The organism is Enterobacter kobei, assembly GCF_001729765.1.
Lineage (GTDB): Bacteria > Pseudomonadota > Gammaproteobacteria > Enterobacterales > Enterobacteriaceae > Enterobacter > Enterobacter kobei.
In genome coordinates this window covers 2,568,746-2,586,599 of sequence record NZ_CP017181.1, presented here as the reverse complement: position 1 = coordinate 2,586,599, position 17,854 = coordinate 2,568,746, and the positions used below count along the sequence as shown (strand labels likewise).

Genomic DNA, 17,854 nt, shown 5'->3' with positions numbered 1-17,854 from the left:
AGGGCCAGGCCCTCTTTTGACCTGATTCGACGCCTGTGAAGGCGACACCTGAGGAAGCTCAATGAGCGAGAAGTTACAGAAAGTGCTGGCGCGCGCCGGCCACGGTTCGCGCCGTGAAATCGAAGCCATTATTGAAGCGGGCCGCGTGAGTGTGGACGGTAAAATCGCCACGCTGGGTGACCGCGTAGAAATCGTACCGGGGCTTAAGATCCGCATCGACGGTCATCTTATCTCCGTGAAAGAGTCTGCTGAACAGATTTGCCGCGTGCTGGCTTACTATAAGCCGGAAGGCGAGCTGTGTACCCGCAACGACCCGGAAGGTCGCCCGACGGTGTTTGACCGTCTGCCTAAACTGCGAGGTGCGCGCTGGATTGCCGTGGGTCGTCTGGACGTTAACACCTGCGGCCTGCTGCTGTTTACCACCGACGGTGAGCTGGCAAACCGTCTGATGCACCCAAGCCGTGAAGTGGAACGTGAATATGCCGTGCGTGTCTTCGGCCAGGTTGATGAAAATAAACTGCGCGACCTGTCGCGTGGCGTTCAGCTGGAAGACGGTCCTGCAGCGTTTAAAACCATCAAATTTACCGGTGGTGAAGGCATTAACCAGTGGTACAACGTCACCCTGACAGAGGGGCGTAACCGCGAGGTGCGTCGTCTGTGGGAAGCGGTAGGGGTTCAGGTTAGCCGCCTGATTCGCGTTCGTTACGGTGACATTCTGCTGCCAAAAGGTCTGCCGCGTGGCGGCTATACCGAACTGGATCTGACCCAGACCAACTATCTGCGCGAGCTGGTGGGGCTAACGCCGGAAACCACCTCAAAAGTGGCGGTGGAGAAAGATCGTCGTCGTATGAAGGCGAACCAGATCCGTCGTGCGGTGAAACGCCATAGCCAGGTGAACAGCAGCAACCGTCGCTCTGGCAGCCGGAATAACAACGGTTAATCTTAAAGCCCGGTGAACGCACCGGGCTTTTTTCTTTAGTAATCAATCCCAGGCTGCGCTTTGATACCTGCATCAAATGCATGCTTGACCGGACGCAGCTCGCTGACGGTATCTGCCAGTTCCAGAATATCCCGATGACACCCACGACCCGTGACGATTACCGTCTGATGTGCAGGGCGGTTTTTCAGTGCATCCAGCACGGCATTCAGCGGCAGGTAGTCGTAGGCGACCATATAGGTGATCTCGTCCAGTAGCACCATATTGAACGTCGGATCGGCCAGCATTCTTTTGGCGTGCTCCCAGACAGCAAGGCAGGCTGCGGTGTCGGTTTCCCGGTTCTGCGTGTCCCACGTAAAACCGGTTGCCATCACCTGAAACTCAACGCCGTGAGGTTCCAGCAAATTGCGCTCCCCATTGGGCCATTCGCCTTTGATAAACTGGATTACGCCCACTTTTTGCCCGTGCCCGACGGCGCGGGTGGCGGTGCCGAACGCGGCGGTGGTTTTGCCTTTGCCGTTGCCGGTAAATACGATGACGATCCCTCGCTCGTCCTGGGCTGACGCAATGCGCGCATCAACCTGTTCTTTCAGACGCTGCTGGCGCTGCTGGTGACGTTCTTCACTCATTGCGAAATCCCCGGTTTACGGCCCGGTTGGGCATCAAAAGTCATTCCGGTTTTGCGACGGCTGTCGTCGCCCATTAGCCAGAGATAGAGTGGCATAATATCGGCCGGGGTTTTCAGCTTCTGCGGATCTTCTGTCGGGAACGCGCTGGCGCGCATTTTGGTGCGTGTTCCGCCCGGATTAATGCAGTTTACGCGCAGATGGCGGCTCTGATATTCCTCCGCCAGCACCTGCATCATACCTTCGGTCGCAAATTTAGAGACAGCATATGCCCCCCAGTTTGCGCGCCCCTCACGGCCTACGCTGGAAGAGGTAAAGACCAGAGAGCCTGACTCGGATTTGAGTAATAAAGGAAGTAAGGCCTGGGTGAGGAAAAAGGTGCCGTTGACGTTAACCTGCATGACCTGCTGCCAGATATCAGGATCCTGCTCATCCATTGGACGAACTTCGCCTAACAACCCGGCGTTATGCAGCACACCGTCCAGACGTGGATAATGGGTGCTGATACGTTGGGCTAATTCCTGACATACCGCTGGCGTACAGGTCAGTAAATCAAGAGTATACCAGGGGGCCGGTATGCCACCTGCCGCTTCAATTTCCTGAGCGACACCTTTGAGTTTTTCTTCGTTGCGACCGATCAGAATAACGCTCGCGCCATATTCAGCATACGTCAGGGCCGCTTCGCGACCAATACCCGCGCTGGCACCGGTGACAAGAATGATCCGGTTCTGCAGCAGGTTTTTTTGCGGTTGATAGTGCACGGTGACTCCTCAGGCGCACGGTGACTCAATGGCGCCTTCATAATGACTTTTCGGCTTTATGCCCGAATTAGCGTGAGAATTCAATCAGTCTACAGGACGTATTACTGTAAAATTAACAATTTGCAAATATTTAAACCACCGGGCGGGGATTCCTGAAGATGGCTCGCACAGGTAATGTCACGGGCGAGACGCAAAGGCAGGGCTGTTGTACACTGCCGTGAAAGATTCGTGGTTAAATCAAGGTGGAACGCGTGGAATTACTTTCTCAATATGGGTTGTTTTTGGCTAAAATCGCGACGGTGGTGATTGCCATTGCGGTCGTTGCCGTTCTGATTGTCAATCTCACGCAGCGCAAACGCCAGCGTGGGGAGTTACGCATTACCCGTCTGAGCGAGCAGTACAAAGAGATGCAGGAAGACATGTCCCTCTCACTGCTTGATAGCCATCAACAGAAGGCATGGCTGAAGGCCCAGAAGAAAAAGCACAAGCAGGAAGCCAAAGCCGCAAAGGCGAAAGCTAAGCTTGCAACGCCACAGTCTGACGCGAAGCCTCGCGTCTATGTACTCGATTTTAAAGGCAGTATGGATGCGCATGAAGTCGCTTCGCTACGGGAAGAGGTGACTGCCGTTCTGGCCGTGGCCACTCCGCAGGATCAAGTGGTGGTGCGTCTTGAAAGCCCTGGCGGGGTTGTGCACGGCTACGGACTGGCCGCTTCTCAGCTACAGCGTCTGCGAGAAAAGCAAATCCCGCTTACCGTGGCGGTAGATAAAGTCGCGGCAAGTGGTGGCTATATGATGGCCTGCGTGGCGGACAAAATTGTTGCGGCACCGTTCTCCATCATTGGCTCTATCGGCGTGGTCGCACAGATCCCAAACTTTAACCGTTTTCTGAAGAATAAAGAGATTGATATCGAACTGCACACGGCGGGTCAGTACAAACGTACCCTGACGCTGCTGGGGGAAAATACGGAAGAAGGGCGCCAAAAATTCCGTGAGGATCTCAACGAAACGCACCACCTGTTTAAAGATTTCGTACACCGTATGCGCCCAACGCTGGATATTGAGCAGGTCGCGACAGGCGAACACTGGTACGGTATTCAGGCGCAGGAAAAAGGGCTGGTAGATGAAGTGGGGACCAGCGACGATCTGCTGCTCAACCTGATGGACGGAAGGGAGCTGATAGGCGTGCGGTTCACCCAGCGTAAGCGCCTGATGGACCGCTTTACCAACAGTGCAGCGGAAAGCGCAGATCGCCTGCTGCTTCGCTGGCTACAGCGCGGACAAAAACCGCTGCTGTAAGCAAAAACGCGAGGCATATGCCTCGCGTTTTGCATTAATCGACCAGGTGATATTTTTCAGAAAGCGTATGCGCCAGATATTTAAACATATTAAACACAGCGGTGCTTTTTGGGGTGGGTAATCCCTGTTCGTCAAGGAAGTATTCGCCGCTGAAAACCAGCACGCCATTACGCTGCTCTACACCGGTGGCTTCAATGCCCGCCAGGGTATCTTCATGGTCACGGATAAGCTTATTTGCTTCGATAAGCAGAGAGGCTCGGTCAATAGGTTGGGTCGTATTCTGCATAATCCACTCCTTAAACAGTGACAATAGTCTACGCCGGGGCCGCTTTGGGGGCAAATTTTCCCTGTTTTGTGAGGGGATAAGATACAGGGGGCAGGTTGGCGGGATTTGCTTTTGCATGCTAATAAAGTTGCGTAACGAATTTTATCAGGTAGAGTGTGCGCTTTCGTCATTCTGGCAACAGAATTGCTTGACATTCGACCGGGAACTCGTCACGAATTATACGAGGTGTGAGAAAAATACCCGATAACTCAATCACCTGGGCGTCTTTCCTCAGACACCCGGTAGGACAAAGGGGTTGATATCTCCTGACGCAGCCGCAATATCATTGGCTCGTCGTCAGCGGAAGGGAAATCAACGTGCGGCGTATTCCTGGAAGAATCAAATTAGGTAAAGGTGAATATGGGTAAAGCTCTCGTCATCGTTGAGTCCCCGGCAAAAGCCAAAACGATCAATAAGTATCTGGGTAATGACTACGTGGTTAAGTCCAGCGTGGGTCATATCCGCGATTTGCCGACCAGTGGCTCAGCCAGCAAAAAGAGCGCAGACTCTACCTCCACCAAAGGGGCTAAAAAGCCTAAAAAGGATGAACGTAGCGCGCTTGTCAACCGCATGGGTGTTAACCCATGGCACAACTGGGATGCACAATACGAAGTGCTGCCCGGAAAAGAGAAAGTCGTTAACGAGCTGAAGCAGCTGGCTGAAAAAGCAGACCACATTTATCTCGCAACCGACCTTGACCGCGAAGGGGAAGCCATTGCATGGCACCTGCGGGAAGTGATCGGGGGTGATGACAAACGCTACAGTCGCGTAGTGTTTAACGAAATTACAAAAAATGCGATTCGTCAGGCGTTTGAGAAGCCTGGCGAGCTGAACATCGACCGTGTCAACGCCCAGCAGGCGCGTCGCTTTATGGACCGCGTTGTAGGCTATATGGTCTCTCCACTGCTGTGGAAAAAGATTGCCCGTGGCCTGTCCGCAGGACGTGTGCAATCCGTCGCCGTGCGTCTTGTCGTTGAGCGTGAACGCGAAATTAAAGCCTTCGTGCCGGAAGAATTCTGGGAAATTGACGCCAATGTGACCACGCCGGGCGGTGACGCTCTGCCACTGCAGGTGAGCCATCAGAACGATAAGCCTTTCCGTCCTGAAAACCGTGACCAGACCATGGCTGCCGTCGCGTTGCTGGAAAAAGCACGCTATCAGGTGCTGGAACGTGAAGATAAACCGACCAGCAGTAAACCTGGCGCGCCGTTTATCACGTCTACCCTGCAACAGGCGGCGAGTACGCGCCTTGGCTATGGCGTGAAGAAAACCATGATGATGGCCCAGCGCTTGTATGAAGCGGGTTACATCACCTACATGCGTACTGACTCAACGAATCTGAGCCAGGATGCGGTAAACATGGTACGCGGTTATATCAGTGATAACTTCGGTAAAAAATACCTGCCGGAAAGCGCCAATCAATTCGCCAGCAAAGAGAACTCTCAGGAAGCGCACGAAGCGATTCGTCCTTCTGATGTCTCTGTGTTAGCCGAGTCGCTGAAAGATATGGAAGCCGATGCCCAGAAGCTGTATCAGCTGATCTGGCGTCAGTTTGTCGCCTGTCAGATGACGCCTGCGAAGTATGACTCCACGACGCTGACCGTCGGTGCGGGCGACTTCCGTCTCAAAGCGCGCGGTCGTATCCTGCGTTTCGACGGCTGGACAAAAGTCATGCCTGCGCTGCGTAAAGGTGATGAAGACCGTACGCTGCCAGCGGTGAACAAGGGAGATGAGCTCTCTCTGGTTGATCTCGTTCCTGCTCAGCACTTCACCAAGCCGCCTGCGCGCTTTAGTGAAGCGTCGCTGGTGAAAGAGCTGGAAAAACGCGGTATTGGTCGTCCATCGACCTACGCGTCAATCATCTCGACGATCCAGGATCGCGGCTACGTTCGAGTTGAAAACCGTCGTTTCTATGCGGAAAAAATGGGTGAGATCGTCACCGACCGTCTGGAAGCTAATTTCCGCGAGTTGATGAACTACGATTTCACCGCGCAAATGGAAGACAGCCTCGACGAGGTTGCCAGCCATAAGGCGGAGTGGAAGAAGGTTCTCGACAGCTTCTTCAGCGATTTTACCAACCAGCTTGAAAAAGCGGAGAAAGATCCTGAAGAGGGCGGCATGCTGCCTAACCAGATGGTTCTGACCAGCATCGACTGCCCAACCTGCGGCCGCAAGATGGGTATTCGTACGGCAACCACGGGCGTCTTCCTTGGCTGTTCCGGCTATGCGCTGTCGCCAAAAGAGCGCTGCAAAACCACCATCAACCTGGTGCCGGAGAACGAAGTTCTCAACGTGCTGGAAGGTGAGGATGCGGAAACCAACGCTCTGCGAGCTAAACGCCGCTGCAAAAAATGCGGCACGGCGATGGACAGCTACCTGATCGATCCTAAACGTAAGCTGCACGTCTGCGGTAATAACCCAACGTGTGACGGGTATGAGATTGAGGAAGGTGAATTCCGCATTAAAGGCTATGACGGCCCGATTGTGGAGTGCGACAAGTGTGGCTCTGAAATGCACCTGAAAATGGGGCGTTTCGGGAAGTACATGGCGTGCACCAACGACGAGTGTAAAAACACGCGCAAAATTCTGCGTAACGGTGAAGTGGCTCCGCCGAAGGAAGATCCGGTTCCGTTGCCAGAGCTGCCGTGTGAAAAATCCGACGCGTACTTCGTGCTGCGTGATGGTGCTGCGGGTGTCTTCCTGGCGGCCAACACCTTCCCGAAATCGCGTGAAACACGTGCGCCGCTGGTTGAAGAACTGCACCGCTTCCGTGACCGTCTGCCAGAAAAACTGCGTTACCTGGCCGATGCGCCACAGCAGGATCCTGAAGGCAATAAGACGGTGGTTCGCTTTAGCCGTAAAACGAAGCAGCAGTACGTGGCGGCAGAGAAAGAGGGCAAAGCGACCGGCTGGTCCGCCTTCTTTGTCGATGGCAAATGGGTTGAAGGCAAGAAATAAGCTTGCCTGACCGTCACTTACCTGTGAAAGGGCCGGACTTCCGGCCCTTTTTTATTACCTTATTATTATTTTTTGTTCCGTACTATACAGTCAGGCTATAAATGATATAGTGGTTATAGTTAATCCATTTCTTATTATCAAATCGTCTTAAGCGATTGACCGCGTGCGCTAAATCGGATGGTCTGGCATGAAATTACAGCAGCTTCGTTATATCGTTGAGGTGGTGAATCACAACCTTAATGTCTCTTCCACTGCCGAGGGGCTATATACCTCGCAACCGGGCATCAGCAAGCAGGTTCGCATGCTGGAGGATGAATTAGGTATTCAGATTTTCGCCCGTAGCGGTAAGCACCTTACGCAGGTGACGCCAGCGGGGCAGGAAATTATTCGCATTGCGCGTGAAGTCCTCTCCAAAGTCGATGCGATTAAATCTGTTGCAGGAGAACATACCTGGCCAGATAAAGGCTCGCTGTATATTGCCACCACGCACACCCAGGCGCGCTATGCATTACCTGGCGTCATTAAGGGCTTTATCGAGCGTTATCCGCGCGTCTCTTTGCATATGCATCAGGGGTCACCGACGCAAATCGCTGAAGCGGTGTCGAAGGGGAATGCCGATTTTGCCATCGCGACGGAAGCGCTCCACCTGTATGACGATCTGGTAATGCTTCCGTGCTATCACTGGAACCGATCGATCGTAGTGACCCCCGATCACCCGCTGGCGGGGAAAGGGTCGGTAACGATTGAAGAGCTGGCGCAATATCCGTTAGTCACCTATACGTTTGGCTTTACCGGACGTTCCGAGCTTGATACCGCCTTTAACCGTGCCGGGTTAACCCCACGCATTGTCTTTACCGCTACCGATGCCGACGTCATCAAGACTTACGTACGGCTTGGTCTGGGCGTGGGCGTTATTGCCAGCATGGCGGTCGACCCGGTGTCAGACCCTGATCTGGTACGTCTTGATGCACACGATATTTTTAGCCACAGTACCACAAAAATTGGCTTCCGTCGCAGTACCTTCCTGCGTAGCTATATGTATGATTTTATTCAGCGCTTTGCCCCGCATTTAACGCGTGACGTGGTGGATACCGCCGTTGCATTACGCTCAAATGAAGATATTGAAGAGATGTTTAAAGACATCAAACTCCCCGCAAAATAATCACACCCGGTATCTTTCCCTAACGGAAAGATACCGAAATACCGCCTTAAAGCTAAATTAGAATTATCATCATCTGCGCTCTCCCTGCCATATATTGTCATTATCCTTTTATTTTGTATGGTTTTAATGTCGTGAATTGGCGACAAAAATAGAAACTAATTAACGGCTACGCAAATTTTTCTTTTCAAATATTTATTTGTGGTCAAAAGAATGAATATTTCATACCTCCGGATGCGTAAATTCACTGGCTTTTCGGCTAAAGTTTCTTTAGGATTTATCTCAACAGATGATTAATTGTACCAATTGTTTGGTCCTAAATGATAAGCGATATCGATTGTATGAGGTTAGCAATGCCTTCAGGAAGTGAAGAACCGCAAAGGGATCCTGCGCTCAAGCGTAAAGCCTGGCTGGCGGTCTTTCTCGTCTCCGCCCTGTTCTGGCTGATGGTTGCTCTCCTGGCCTGGAAATATTGGGGTTGAATATGGCAGTGACGGTACGTACAGAAACGGTAAAACAGATGTGTCAGCGTCATGACACTGTCCACAAAGGACGTAAGACTCCTGCGACAGTTGTGCCTGCATCCTGGAAACTGACGCCGCAGCAGCAAGCCTTTATTGATGTGTTCGCGGAAGACGAACCCAAAAAACAATAATTTAGTTTTTTGCGTAATGATGCATTGGGTCTGAATAACGACTATGCACCTTTGTACTCTTTAATAAATACACATCAGCAATATCGCACTGAGGACCTGCCTCGGAATGTTTAATAAATAATGCCTGGTGTCCCTATGATGAATAACATGACGTCTCACAAATACTGGTCATGGATTGGCGTGTTTACCCTGTCGATCCTGTTCTGGAGTCAGCTCATCTGGCTGGCCATCCGCTAAATGATAAAACCTCGCTGCGGCGGGGTTTTTTGTTTTGACGTCCTCTGGACCATTCCTAAATTTATCAATTCGGGTTGTTATCAAAACGTTACGACATCTTTGTGTTATCTTTAATTACGGCCCTGATGATTGTCAGGACATCTCTGTAATTAAGGAGGAGCTTATGTCGTTAACCCTACGCGAAGCCAGTAAGGACACATTACAGGCAGAAAATAAAACCTGGCATTACTATAGCCTGCCGCTGGCTGCCAGAACGCTTGGGGACATTTCGCGTTTACCCAAGTCCTTGAAAGTTCTGATGGAAAACCTCTTGCGCTGGCAGGACGGTGATTCCGTCACGCTCGATGATATCCAGGCGCTGGCGGGGTGGCTGAAGCATGCCCATGCCGACAGAGAAATTGCCTACCGCCCGGCAAGGGTCCTGATGCAGGACTTTACCGGTGTACCTGCCGTGGTGGATCTCGCCGCGATGCGCGAGGCGGTTAAACGCCTCGGCGGCGATACGGCCAAAGTGAACCCGCTTTCCCCCGTTGACCTCGTGATTGACCACTCCGTGACCGTTGACCATTTCGGTGATGACGATGCCTTTGGCGAGAACGTGCGTCTGGAGATGGAGCGTAACCACGAACGTTATGTTTTCCTGAAGTGGGGCCAGCAGGCATTCAGCCGCTTTAGCGTGGTTCCACCGGGCACGGGTATTTGCCACCAGGTTAACCTTGAGTATCTTGGTAAAGCCGTCTGGAGCGAATTACAGGACAAAGAGTGGGTGGCTTATCCGGATACGCTGGTGGGTACAGATTCCCACACCACCATGATTAACGGCCTCGGCGTGCTGGGCTGGGGTGTCGGCGGAATCGAAGCGGAAGCCGCCATGCTCGGTCAGCCGGTCTCCATGCTGATTCCGGATGTCGTGGGCTTTAAGCTGACAGGAAAACTTTCAGAAGGCATTACCGCGACCGATTTGGTACTCACCGTTACCCAGATGCTGCGTAAGCATGGGGTGGTGGGTAAATTTGTTGAGTTCTACGGGGACGGGCTGGATTCGCTGCCCCTGGCTGACCGGGCGACCATTGCCAACATGGCGCCAGAATATGGCGCAACCTGTGGCTTTTTCCCAATTGATGACGTCACGCTGGAGTACATGCGTCTGAGTGGACGCAGCGAAGAGCAGGTGGCGCTGGTAGAGGCCTATACCAAAGCGCAGGGCATGTGGCGCAATCCGGGCGATGAACCGGTATTTACCAGTACGCTTGAGCTTGATATGGGCAGCGTTGAGGCAAGCCTCGCCGGGCCAAAACGTCCGCAGGATCGCGTCGCGTTGACAGACGTGCCGAAAGCCTTTGCGGCCAGCAATGAGCTGGAAGTCAACGTGGCGAAGAAAGACCATCGTCCCATCGACTATGTGTTGAACGGCCATCAATATCAACTTCCGGACGGGGCGGTTGTGATTGCCGCCATCACCTCCTGTACCAACACCTCAAACCCCAGTGTTTTAATGGCGGCCGGTCTGCTGGCGAAAAAAGCGGTTGAACTGGGTCTGAAACCTCAACCGTGGGTCAAAGCCTCGCTGGCGCCGGGCTCCAAAGTGGTTTCGGATTACCTGGCGCAGGCTAAGCTGACGCCTTATCTTGATGAGCTGGGTTTTAACCTCGTGGGGTATGGCTGTACGACCTGCATTGGTAACTCCGGTCCGCTGCCTGAGCCCATTGAAACGGCGATCAAGCAGGGCGATTTGACGGTAGGCGCCGTTCTTTCCGGCAACCGTAACTTTGAAGGGCGTATTCATCCACTGGTCAAAACCAACTGGCTTGCTTCGCCGCCCCTGGTGGTGGCCTATGCGCTGGCCGGGAACATGAACATTAACCTGGTGACCGATCCGATTGGTCACGACCGCAAGAACGATCCCGTCTACCTGAAAGATATCTGGCCGTCCTCGCGTGAAATTGCGATGGCCGTTGAAAAGGTCTCTACAGAGATGTTCCGCAAAGAGTATGCGGAGGTCTTCGAAGGCACGCCGGAATGGAAAACCATCAATGTCGTGGGGTCGGACACCTATGACTGGCAGGATGACTCGACCTATATTCGTCTGTCTCCGTTCTTTGATGAGATGCTCGCCGAGCCTGCGCCGCTTAAAGATATTCATGGGGCGCGCATCCTGGCCATGCTGGGGGATTCTGTCACCACTGACCATATCTCTCCGGCGGGGAGTATCAAAGCCGACAGCCCGGCGGGCCGTTATTTGCAAAGCCGGGGAGTGGAGCGCCGCGATTTTAACTCCTACGGTTCGCGCCGCGGTAACCATGAAGTCATGATGCGGGGCACGTTTGCCAACATTCGCATTCGTAATGAAATGGTTCCGGGGGTGGAAGGGGGGATGACGCGCCATCTGCCGGGGACGGACGTCGTGTCGATTTACGATGCAGCCGTGAAATATCAACAGAAAGGTACGCCGCTGGCGGTGATTGCCGGGAAAGAGTACGGTTCCGGTTCCAGCCGTGACTGGGCGGCGAAAGGGCCGCGCCTGCTTGGTGTTCGTGTGGTGATCGCCGAGTCGTTTGAACGTATTCACCGCTCGAACCTCATCGGCATGGGGATTCTGCCGCTTGAGTTCCCGCAGGGCGTAACCCGTAAAACGCTGGGGCTGACCGGAGAAGAGCAGATTGATATTAGTGGTCTGCAAAACCTGCAGCCGGGTAAAACGGTGCCGGTGAAGCTGACGCGAGCTGACGGGAAGACGGAGGTACTGGACTGCCGGTGCCGTATTGATACGGCAACCGAATTGACCTACTACCAGAACGACGGCATTTTACACTATGTGATTCGTAAGATGCTCGATTGATAAAAAAGCCCGGCGCTTATGCCGGGCTTTTTACTTTCACTCTTTCAGCAGATGGCCCATCTTGGCGGCTTTAGTATCAAGATAATGGGCGTTTTTCGGGTTGCGGCCAACAATCAGCGGCACACGTTCGACAATGTTGATTCCCGCTTCGGTGAGGATTTCCACTTTTTTCGGGTTGTTCGTCAGCAGACGAACCTCGTCGACGCCCAGCAGCTTGAACATGTCCGCACACAGGGTGAAGTCACGTTCATCGGCGGCAAAACCGAGCTGATGGTTGGCTTCTACCGTATCGTAGCCCTGGTCCTGCAGCGCGTATGCGCGGATTTTATTCAGCAGGCCAATATTACGACCTTCCTGACGGTGATAGAGCAACACACCGCGGCCTTCTTCGGCAATATGAGAAAGGGCAGCTTCCAGCTGGAAACCGCAATCACAGCGCAGGCTGAACAACGCATCGCCGGTCAGACACTCCGAATGGACGCGGGACAGCACCGGCGTCTGCCCTGAAATATCGCCGTAGACCAGCGCAACATGATCCTGTCCGGTTGCCAGTTCTTCAAACCCCACCATCAGGAAATCGCCCCATGGGGTTGGCAGTTTGGCTTCTGCCACACGTTTAAGCTGCATGTGATTCTCCAGAGTAGGCTGACACGTTTCGTGTCTTGCGCCTGTTTTACTTTCTGTATCTGTTCATTTTGCCACAAGCTCAGCACGTTCGCCTAATGGGCACCATGCTATATGAACGTTAAACGCACGATCCGACATCTCCACCCATCGGATGAATTTCAGTTATGATTGTGAGGCTTAGCGTAAAAGGAGAAGACATGCTTTCAATCGCCAGACGTACGGCAGCAGGCGCGGCCATTTTACTGATTATGCCTTTGACCGTATGGGTCTCCGGCTGGATGTGGCAGCCCGGGCAGAATGCCACGTGGCTGAAAACGTTGTACTGGGTAACGGAGACGGTCACGCAACCGTGGGGAATTATCACCCATATCATTCTCTGTGGCTGGTTCCTGTGGTGCCTGCGTTTTCGTCTGCGCGCGGCGCTGATGCTCTTTGCTATCCTGGGTGGCGCGATCGTTATTGGTCAGGGCGTTAAGTCCTGGGTGAAAGACCATGTTCAGGAGCCACGACCGTTTGTCGTCTGGCTGGAAAAAACACACCATATTCCGGTAGATGAGTTCTACAATTTAAAGCGTAAAGATCGCGGTGCGCTGGTGAAAGAACAGCTTACGGAACAGCAGGATATTCCGAAGTTCTTGCGTAAACACTGGCAAAAAGAGACGGGCTTCGCGTTTCCTTCCGGCCACACGATGTTTGCGGCCAGCTGGGCGCTGTTGGCTGTTGGGCTGCTTTGGCCACGACGTCGAACGGTTACCATCGGGATATTACTGATCTGGGCAACGGGAGTGATGGGCAGCCGCTTGCTGCTGGGGATGCACTGGCCACGGGACCTGGTGGTCGCTACGCTGATCTCATGGCTGCTGGTGACGCTGGCAACCTGGCTTGCGGAACGACTCTGTGGCCCGCTTACGCCACCGCCTGAAGAGAAAGAAGAAATCGCCGAAAGGGAGCAAAGCGACGCCTGACGGTTGATATTGCGCATTTTGCCCATAAATCCATGACGTGTGCGTCACTTTTTCCGTTTCGCGCCCGTCGCTAAAATGGTAGTTTATAAGGCTGATTGCGGTAAGTTGAACACACTTTATTCGCTTGAACCACATAACGGGAAGTAATGTGAAATATTTACTCATTTTCTTACTGGTATTGGCGATTTTTGTCATTTCAGTCACATTGGGTGCACAAAACGATCAACAGGTGACGTTTAACTATCTGCTGGCGCAGGGCGAGTATCGCGTATCAAGTCTGCTTGCGGTCTTGTTTGCCGCAGGCTTTGCCATTGGCTGGCTGGTTTGCGGTCTGTTCTGGCTGAAAGTCCGTGTTTCTCTTGCACGCGCTGAACGTAAAATTAAACGACTTGAGCATAACATTGCGCCTGCGTCCGACATTCCGGAAAGCTCTGGTGTGCCGGTCGTGAAGGAATAATCGACGATGCTGGAGTTGTTGTTTCTGCTTTTGCCTGTAGCCGCTGCCTATGGCTGGTATATGGGCCGCAGAAGTGCGCAACAAACAAAGCAGGATGAGGCTAACCGTCTCTCTCGCGACTACGTTGCGGGGGTGAACTTCCTCCTGAGTAATCAGCAGGATAAAGCGGTAGACTTGTTCCTCGATATGCTGAAAGAGGATACGGGGACCGTCGAAGCCCATCTCACGCTCGGTAACCTGTTCCGCTCGCGTGGCGAGGTTGACCGTGCCATCCGTATCCACCAGACCCTCATGGAAAGCGCCTCGCTGACCTACGATCAACGTCTCCTCGCGGTCCAGCAACTGGGGCGCGATTACATGGCTGCCGGGCTGTACGACCGCGCTGAAGATATGTTCTCGCAGCTGATTGATGAAACGGATTTCCGTATCGGTGCGTTGCAGCAATTACTGCAAATTTATCAGGCCACCAGCGAATGGCAAAAAGCCATTGATACTGCCGAGCGGCTGGTGAAGCTGGGTAAAGATAAGCAGCGTGTTGAGATAGCCCATTTCTACTGTGAACTTGCCCTTCAGCAGATGGGCAACGACGACATGGACAAAGCCATGGCGTTGCTGAAGAAAGGTGCAGCAGCAGATCGCAATAGCGCGCGTATCTCTATCATGATGGGACGCGTTTTTATGGCGAGTGGCGATTACGCCAAAGCCGTTGAAAGCCTGCTTCGGGTGATTGACCAGGACAAAGAGCTGGTCAGTGAAACGCTGGAGATGCTGCAAACCTGCTATCAACAGCTGGGCAAGCAGGAAGAGTGGGTAGCATTCCTGCGCCGTTGCGTGGAAGAGAATACCGGCGCAACCGCAGAGCTGATGCTCTCAGACGTGGTTGAGCAGTACGAAGGGACCGACACCGCGCAGGTGTATATTACCCGTCAGCTACAGCGTCATCCGACGATGCGGGTATTCCATAAGCTGATGGATTACCACCTGAACGACGCAGAAGAAGGGCGAGCCAAAGAGAGCCTGATGGTGCTGCGCGACATGGTCGGCGAGCAGGTGCGGAGTAAACCGCGCTACCGTTGCCAGAAGTGTGGTTTTACCGCGTATACGCTTTACTGGCATTGTCCTTCCTGCCGGGCCTGGTCCACCATCAAGCCAATCCGTGGTCTTGACGGACAGTAATTTTTTAAAACACCTCATTTTAGTTACAACATACTGTTGATTTTTACCCCTTCCTTAACACCGTGCGGTGTGCCAGCCTGGCAGGGGCGCAAATGGATTCTGTCAATTTGCGGCGGCGGCAGGTAGAATGCTGGCCGTTTATCTGTTCCGCGCCGCTGCGCGCCCATAGACGAAAAGGGCTGGTCATGACGTCTGTTACTTCCTCCACTTCCCGCGTTATTACGGATTCTCCTGTTGTTGTCGCGCTTGATTACAATAAGCGTGACGCTGCACTGGCCTTTGTCGACGGTATCGATCCTCGCGATTGCCGCCTGAAAGTTGGTAAAGAGATGTTCACGCTGTTTGGACCGCAAATCGTCCGCGATCTGCAGCAGCGTGGTTTCGATGTCTTCCTCGATCTCAAGTTCCATGACATCCCGAATACCACGGCGCACGCCGTTGCCGCCGCCGCAGAGCTGGGTGTATGGATGGTCAACGTCCATGCGTCGGGCGGAGCGAGAATGATGACTGCCGCACGTGAAGCCCTCCTGCCGTTCGGGAAAGATGCGCCATTGCTGATTGCGGTGACCGTATTGACCAGTATGGACGAAAGTGATTTACGCGATCTTGGCGTGACATTGTCACCTGCCGAACATGCCGAGCGTCTTGCGCGTCTGACGCAGAACTGCGGGCTGGATGGCGTCGTCTGCTCCGCACAGGAAGCGGTCCGCTTCAAATCAGAACTGGGCAAAGATTTTAAACTGGTCACGCCAGGTATTCGTCCGGCAGGCAGCGACGTAGGCGATCAGCGCCGTATTATGACGCCTGAGCAGGCGCTGGCTGCTGGTGTGGATTATATGGTTATCGGGCGGCCAGTAACGCAGTCAGCTAACCCGGCAGAGACGCTTAAGGCAATCAACGCATCACTGAAAAAGGGGGCGTAATGACCGATTCCAACAGTCGTCTGGTCTACTCAACGGAGAGTGGGCGCATAGATGAGCCGAAAACCAAAGTGGAACGTCCGAAGGGCGACGGTATTGTGCGTATCCAGCGTCAAACCAGTGGACGAAAAGGGAAAGGGGTTTGCCTTATCTCAGGAATTGACCAGGATGATGCTGAACTAACAAAACTGGCGGCTGAGTTGAAAAAGAAATGTGGCTGCGGTGGTGCCGTGAAAGACGGCATTATTGAAATTCAGGGTGATAAACGCGATTTAATTAAATCGCTGCTTGAAGCAAAGGGCATGAAAGTCAAACTGGCAGGCGGTTAAAATAAATGAGCCACGGCAAATGCCGTGGCTCGTGATATATACGTGCGTAAGTCAGACCTGAAATGCGACGCTAAATCGCGATGTCGGGAAGGCTTATAGAATAATTATTTGCCAACCTGGTGACCGATAATACCACCGACAGCAGCGCCACCCAATGTACCCAGCGTGCTACCATCTGTTAAGACTGCACCACCGAGTGCACCTGCACCGGCACCAATGGCGGTGTTACGGTCACGTTTAGACCAGTTAGAGCATGCGCTCAGGGACATTGCTACAGTGATTGCCAGAACAGCGGCGGCTAATTTTTTGCTGGTTAAGGTCATAATACTTTCTCCTGAATTATCGATTCACGGAAAGAGGTACACGTTAAGTATAGACAAAACGAATACCTAATTATTCTTTTTTCCGTGAAAGCTGGTCGCGCAGGCGTTACGTAATCACGCAAGTGATAGTCACTTCCTGTTATATCGCTAACATTAATTTTACGACTTTAATGCGGGTTAAACAGGTAAAAACTCTTAAAGGGGCGTTAGGAATCGTCTCAGACGAAGGGATATGCATGCGCCCGAATGACGGGCGCGAAATGGACTCAGGCGGACGTTTTAATAATATCGACAATCAGACCGTCTTCTTCCAGCTTATTACGATGCTCGTCACTTAACCGTTCGTCGGTAATGACGCGACTGAAGCGTGAGACGGGACCCATTGTGTAAGGATGGACGGCGCCAAATTTGGAACTGTCAGTGAGCACAATGGCTTCACACTCTTTTTCCAGTACGGCATTCACCACGTCAGTGCGCATCATATCCCGGCCGGTGAAACCTGTTTCCGGCTGCCAGCCGTCAATGCCGATAAAGGCCTTACTGAAATGCACCTGCTGAACATATTGCCGGGTCAGCGGGCCCACCATGCTTTCACTTTTCTTTTGGTAAATGCCACCCAGCAAAATGACCTCACAGCGCGTCTCTTTGAGTAAATGGGCGATATAGCTGCTGACAGTGATGATAGTCACGTCTTTTTGTTCCGCGAGCGTCCGTGCCAGAAGGGCGTTGCTGCTGCCGTTTTCAATAAAGACCGTCTCGCCAGGGTTTACCAGTGATGCGGCAAACTCTGCCAGTTCACGTTTAAGCGCGTAGTTATTCATCATGCGCGTCTCAACGTCGTCGCTGTCCAGCGGCACGGCATAACCATGCGCACGGCGCAGGTAACTCTGTTTTTCCAGCAGATTAAGATCCTGACGAATGGTGACTTCGGAGACGCCGGTGGTTTTAGCGAGATCGACCACGCTTACACGCCCCTGATCGATGACCATCTGCAAAATGAGTTGTTGTCGGGAATTCATAGCATCCATTTAATAAAGCGAAACGAGGTCGGAAACGGTGGGATTACACTTCCCACGGCGCTTTTGGCTGTTTGTTTTCGGGGGCGTTGTCAGCGCCATTCTGAGCAAGAAGTTCAGACTTCAGGATCTCGAGATTACGGATCGCAGAGTGATAATCACCCGCCACCAGAATATCCAGCACGGTATCAATACGTTGTGCTACAGCTTGTGGATCAATAGTAGACATAATCTCTCCCCGGGAGC

Annotated in this window: 20 protein-coding genes; 13 read left to right on the top strand and 7 right to left on the bottom strand. The window is 53.0% G+C overall.

The features are described from left to right. Positions 1-61: 61 nt before the first annotated feature. Positions 62-940 (top strand): 23S rRNA pseudouridine(2605) synthase RluB, encoded by an 879-nt coding sequence (gene rluB / locus BFV64_RS12460; protein ID WP_014884095.1) that lies wholly within the window; start codon positions 62-64, stop codon positions 938-940. Between the two features lie 35 nt (positions 941-975). On the opposite strand, the gene cobO is transcribed toward rluB, so the two are convergent. Both cobO and BFV64_RS12450 read right to left on the bottom strand, forming a co-directional pair. Next, positions 976-1,566, bottom strand: coding sequence for a cob(I)yrinic acid a,c-diamide adenosyltransferase (gene cobO / locus BFV64_RS12455; RefSeq protein ID WP_069602129.1), 591 nt, complete (start codon positions 1,564-1,566; stop codon positions 976-978). Continuing rightward, positions 1,563-2,324 (bottom strand): YciK family oxidoreductase, encoded by a 762-nt coding sequence (locus tag BFV64_RS12450; RefSeq protein WP_014884093.1) that lies wholly within the window; start codon positions 2,322-2,324, stop codon positions 1,563-1,565. Before BFV64_RS12450 ends, cobO begins: the two co-directional genes overlap by 4 nt. Positions 2,325-2,575: 251 nt before the next feature. Here BFV64_RS12450 and sohB point away from each other — a divergent pair, with 251 nt between their 5' ends. After that, a complete protein-coding gene (gene sohB / locus BFV64_RS12445; RefSeq protein ID WP_014884092.1) occupies positions 2,576-3,622 on the top strand; it encodes a protease SohB in 1,047 nt (348 codons plus the stop codon). A gap of 34 nt (positions 3,623-3,656) precedes the next feature. On the opposite strand, the gene BFV64_RS12440 is transcribed toward sohB, so the two are convergent. After that, positions 3,657-3,908, bottom strand: coding sequence for a YciN family protein (locus BFV64_RS12440; RefSeq protein ID WP_003856804.1), 252 nt, complete (start codon positions 3,906-3,908; stop codon positions 3,657-3,659). Positions 3,909-4,307: 399 nt separating this feature from the next. Between BFV64_RS12440 and topA the strand changes: the two genes are divergently transcribed. The 6 genes from topA (at position 4,308) to acnA (ending at position 11,795) form a co-directional block, all read left to right on the top strand. Beyond that, a complete protein-coding gene (topA, locus tag BFV64_RS12435; protein ID WP_045281238.1) occupies positions 4,308-6,905 on the top strand; it encodes a type I DNA topoisomerase in 2,598 nt (865 codons plus the stop codon). Positions 6,906-7,092: 187 nt separating this feature from the next. After that, positions 7,093-8,067 (top strand): HTH-type transcriptional regulator CysB, encoded by a 975-nt coding sequence (cysB, locus tag BFV64_RS12430; RefSeq protein ID WP_006175683.1) that lies wholly within the window; start codon positions 7,093-7,095, stop codon positions 8,065-8,067. 338 nt (positions 8,068-8,405) lie between these two features. Continuing rightward, a complete protein-coding gene (locus BFV64_RS12425) occupies positions 8,406-8,546 on the top strand; it encodes a YmiA family putative membrane protein (protein WP_213391151.1) in 141 nt (46 codons plus the stop codon). A gap of 2 nt (positions 8,547-8,548) precedes the next feature. Beyond that, positions 8,549-8,719 carry a YciX family protein gene (locus BFV64_RS25750; protein ID WP_045135519.1) on the top strand — a complete coding sequence of 57 codons (171 nt, stop codon included), beginning with the start codon at positions 8,549-8,551 and terminating at the stop codon, positions 8,717-8,719. A 138-nt stretch (positions 8,720-8,857) separates the two neighbouring features. Continuing rightward, positions 8,858-8,956 (top strand): small membrane protein YmiC, encoded by a 99-nt coding sequence (ymiC, locus tag BFV64_RS25900; RefSeq protein ID WP_014884088.1) that lies wholly within the window; start codon positions 8,858-8,860, stop codon positions 8,954-8,956. A gap of 163 nt (positions 8,957-9,119) precedes the next feature. Continuing rightward, positions 9,120-11,795 (top strand): aconitate hydratase AcnA, encoded by a 2,676-nt coding sequence (gene acnA / locus BFV64_RS12410; protein ID WP_059372350.1) that lies wholly within the window; start codon positions 9,120-9,122, stop codon positions 11,793-11,795. Between the two features lie 36 nt (positions 11,796-11,831). Here acnA and ribA read toward each other — a convergent pair whose 3' ends face one another. Next, positions 11,832-12,422, bottom strand: coding sequence for a GTP cyclohydrolase II (ribA, locus tag BFV64_RS12405; RefSeq protein ID WP_008501210.1), 591 nt, complete (start codon positions 12,420-12,422; stop codon positions 11,832-11,834). Positions 12,423-12,619: 197 nt separating this feature from the next. Here ribA and pgpB point away from each other — a divergent pair, with 197 nt between their 5' ends. From pgpB to yciH, 5 genes are all read left to right on the top strand, one after another. Further along, the gene (gene pgpB / locus BFV64_RS12400) at positions 12,620-13,387 is read left to right on the top strand and encodes a phosphatidylglycerophosphatase B (RefSeq protein ID WP_023330548.1); all 768 of its coding nucleotides are present in this window, start codon (positions 12,620-12,622) and stop codon (positions 13,385-13,387) included. 148 nt (positions 13,388-13,535) lie between these two features. Then, complete coding sequence (locus BFV64_RS12395) at positions 13,536-13,844, top strand: LapA family protein (protein WP_014884085.1); 309 nt, start codon at positions 13,536-13,538, stop codon at positions 13,842-13,844. 6 nt (positions 13,845-13,850) lie between these two features. After that, positions 13,851-15,020 (top strand): lipopolysaccharide assembly protein LapB, encoded by a 1,170-nt coding sequence (lapB, locus tag BFV64_RS12390; protein ID WP_014884084.1) that lies wholly within the window; start codon positions 13,851-13,853, stop codon positions 15,018-15,020. Positions 15,021-15,205: 185 nt separating this feature from the next. Then, positions 15,206-15,943 (top strand): orotidine-5'-phosphate decarboxylase, encoded by a 738-nt coding sequence (gene pyrF / locus BFV64_RS12385; protein ID WP_014884083.1) that lies wholly within the window; start codon positions 15,206-15,208, stop codon positions 15,941-15,943. Further along, positions 15,943-16,269 carry a stress response translation initiation inhibitor YciH gene (yciH, locus tag BFV64_RS12380; protein WP_014884082.1) on the top strand — a complete coding sequence of 109 codons (327 nt, stop codon included), beginning with the start codon at positions 15,943-15,945 and terminating at the stop codon, positions 16,267-16,269. The genes pyrF and yciH overlap by 1 nt, the downstream gene beginning before the upstream one ends. A 104-nt stretch (positions 16,270-16,373) precedes the next feature. Here the strand turns inward: yciH and osmB are convergent, their stop codons facing one another. From osmB to BFV64_RS12365, 3 genes are all read right to left on the bottom strand, one after another. Next, positions 16,374-16,592: an osmotically-inducible lipoprotein OsmB gene (gene osmB / locus BFV64_RS12375; protein ID WP_008501216.1), complete on the bottom strand. Its 219-nt coding sequence runs from the start codon at positions 16,590-16,592 to the stop codon at positions 16,374-16,376. A 266-nt stretch (positions 16,593-16,858) separates the two neighbouring features. Beyond that, positions 16,859-17,611 carry a DNA-binding transcriptional regulator YciT gene (gene yciT, locus BFV64_RS12370; protein ID WP_014884081.1) on the bottom strand — a complete coding sequence of 251 codons (753 nt, stop codon included), beginning with the start codon at positions 17,609-17,611 and terminating at the stop codon, positions 16,859-16,861. A 43-nt stretch (positions 17,612-17,654) separates the two neighbouring features. Further along, on the bottom strand, positions 17,655-17,837 hold the full coding sequence (locus BFV64_RS12365; RefSeq protein ID WP_014884080.1) for a YciZ family protein: 183 nt from the start codon (positions 17,835-17,837) through the stop codon (positions 17,655-17,657). Positions 17,838-17,854 lie beyond the last annotated feature (17 nt).

What these genes read in the sequence shown, in the direction of transcription:
- rluB (WP_014884095.1), top strand. Translation starts at nt 62, where the DNA reads ATGAGCGAGAAGTTACAGAAAGTGCTGGCGCGCGCCGGCCACGGTTCG.
- cobO (WP_069602129.1), bottom strand. Translation starts at nt 1,566, where the DNA reads ATGAGTGAAGAACGTCACCAGCAGCGCCAGCAGCGTCTGAAAGAACAG.
- BFV64_RS12440 (WP_003856804.1), bottom strand. Translation starts at nt 3,908, where the DNA reads ATGCAGAATACGACCCAACCTATTGACCGAGCCTCTCTGCTTATCGAA.
- topA (WP_045281238.1), top strand. Translation starts at nt 4,308, where the DNA reads ATGGGTAAAGCTCTCGTCATCGTTGAGTCCCCGGCAAAAGCCAAAACG.
- cysB (WP_006175683.1), top strand. Translation starts at nt 7,093, where the DNA reads ATGAAATTACAGCAGCTTCGTTATATCGTTGAGGTGGTGAATCACAAC.
- BFV64_RS12425 (WP_213391151.1), top strand. Translation starts at nt 8,406, where the DNA reads ATGAGGTTAGCAATGCCTTCAGGAAGTGAAGAACCGCAAAGGGATCCT.
- BFV64_RS25750 (WP_045135519.1), top strand. Translation starts at nt 8,549, where the DNA reads ATGGCAGTGACGGTACGTACAGAAACGGTAAAACAGATGTGTCAGCGT.
- ymiC (WP_014884088.1), top strand. Translation starts at nt 8,858, where the DNA reads ATGAATAACATGACGTCTCACAAATACTGGTCATGGATTGGCGTGTTT.
- acnA (WP_059372350.1), top strand. Translation starts at nt 9,120, where the DNA reads ATGTCGTTAACCCTACGCGAAGCCAGTAAGGACACATTACAGGCAGAA.
- ribA (WP_008501210.1), bottom strand. Translation starts at nt 12,422, where the DNA reads ATGCAGCTTAAACGTGTGGCAGAAGCCAAACTGCCAACCCCATGGGGC.
- pgpB (WP_023330548.1), top strand. Translation starts at nt 12,620, where the DNA reads ATGCTTTCAATCGCCAGACGTACGGCAGCAGGCGCGGCCATTTTACTG.
- lapB (WP_014884084.1), top strand. Translation starts at nt 13,851, where the DNA reads ATGCTGGAGTTGTTGTTTCTGCTTTTGCCTGTAGCCGCTGCCTATGGC.
- pyrF (WP_014884083.1), top strand. Translation starts at nt 15,206, where the DNA reads ATGACGTCTGTTACTTCCTCCACTTCCCGCGTTATTACGGATTCTCCT.
- yciH (WP_014884082.1), top strand. Translation starts at nt 15,943, where the DNA reads ATGACCGATTCCAACAGTCGTCTGGTCTACTCAACGGAGAGTGGGCGC.
- osmB (WP_008501216.1), bottom strand. Translation starts at nt 16,592, where the DNA reads ATGACCTTAACCAGCAAAAAATTAGCCGCCGCTGTTCTGGCAATCACT.
- yciT (WP_014884081.1), bottom strand. Translation starts at nt 17,611, where the DNA reads ATGAATTCCCGACAACAACTCATTTTGCAGATGGTCATCGATCAGGGG.
- BFV64_RS12365 (WP_014884080.1), bottom strand. Translation starts at nt 17,837, where the DNA reads ATGTCTACTATTGATCCACAAGCTGTAGCACAACGTATTGATACCGTG.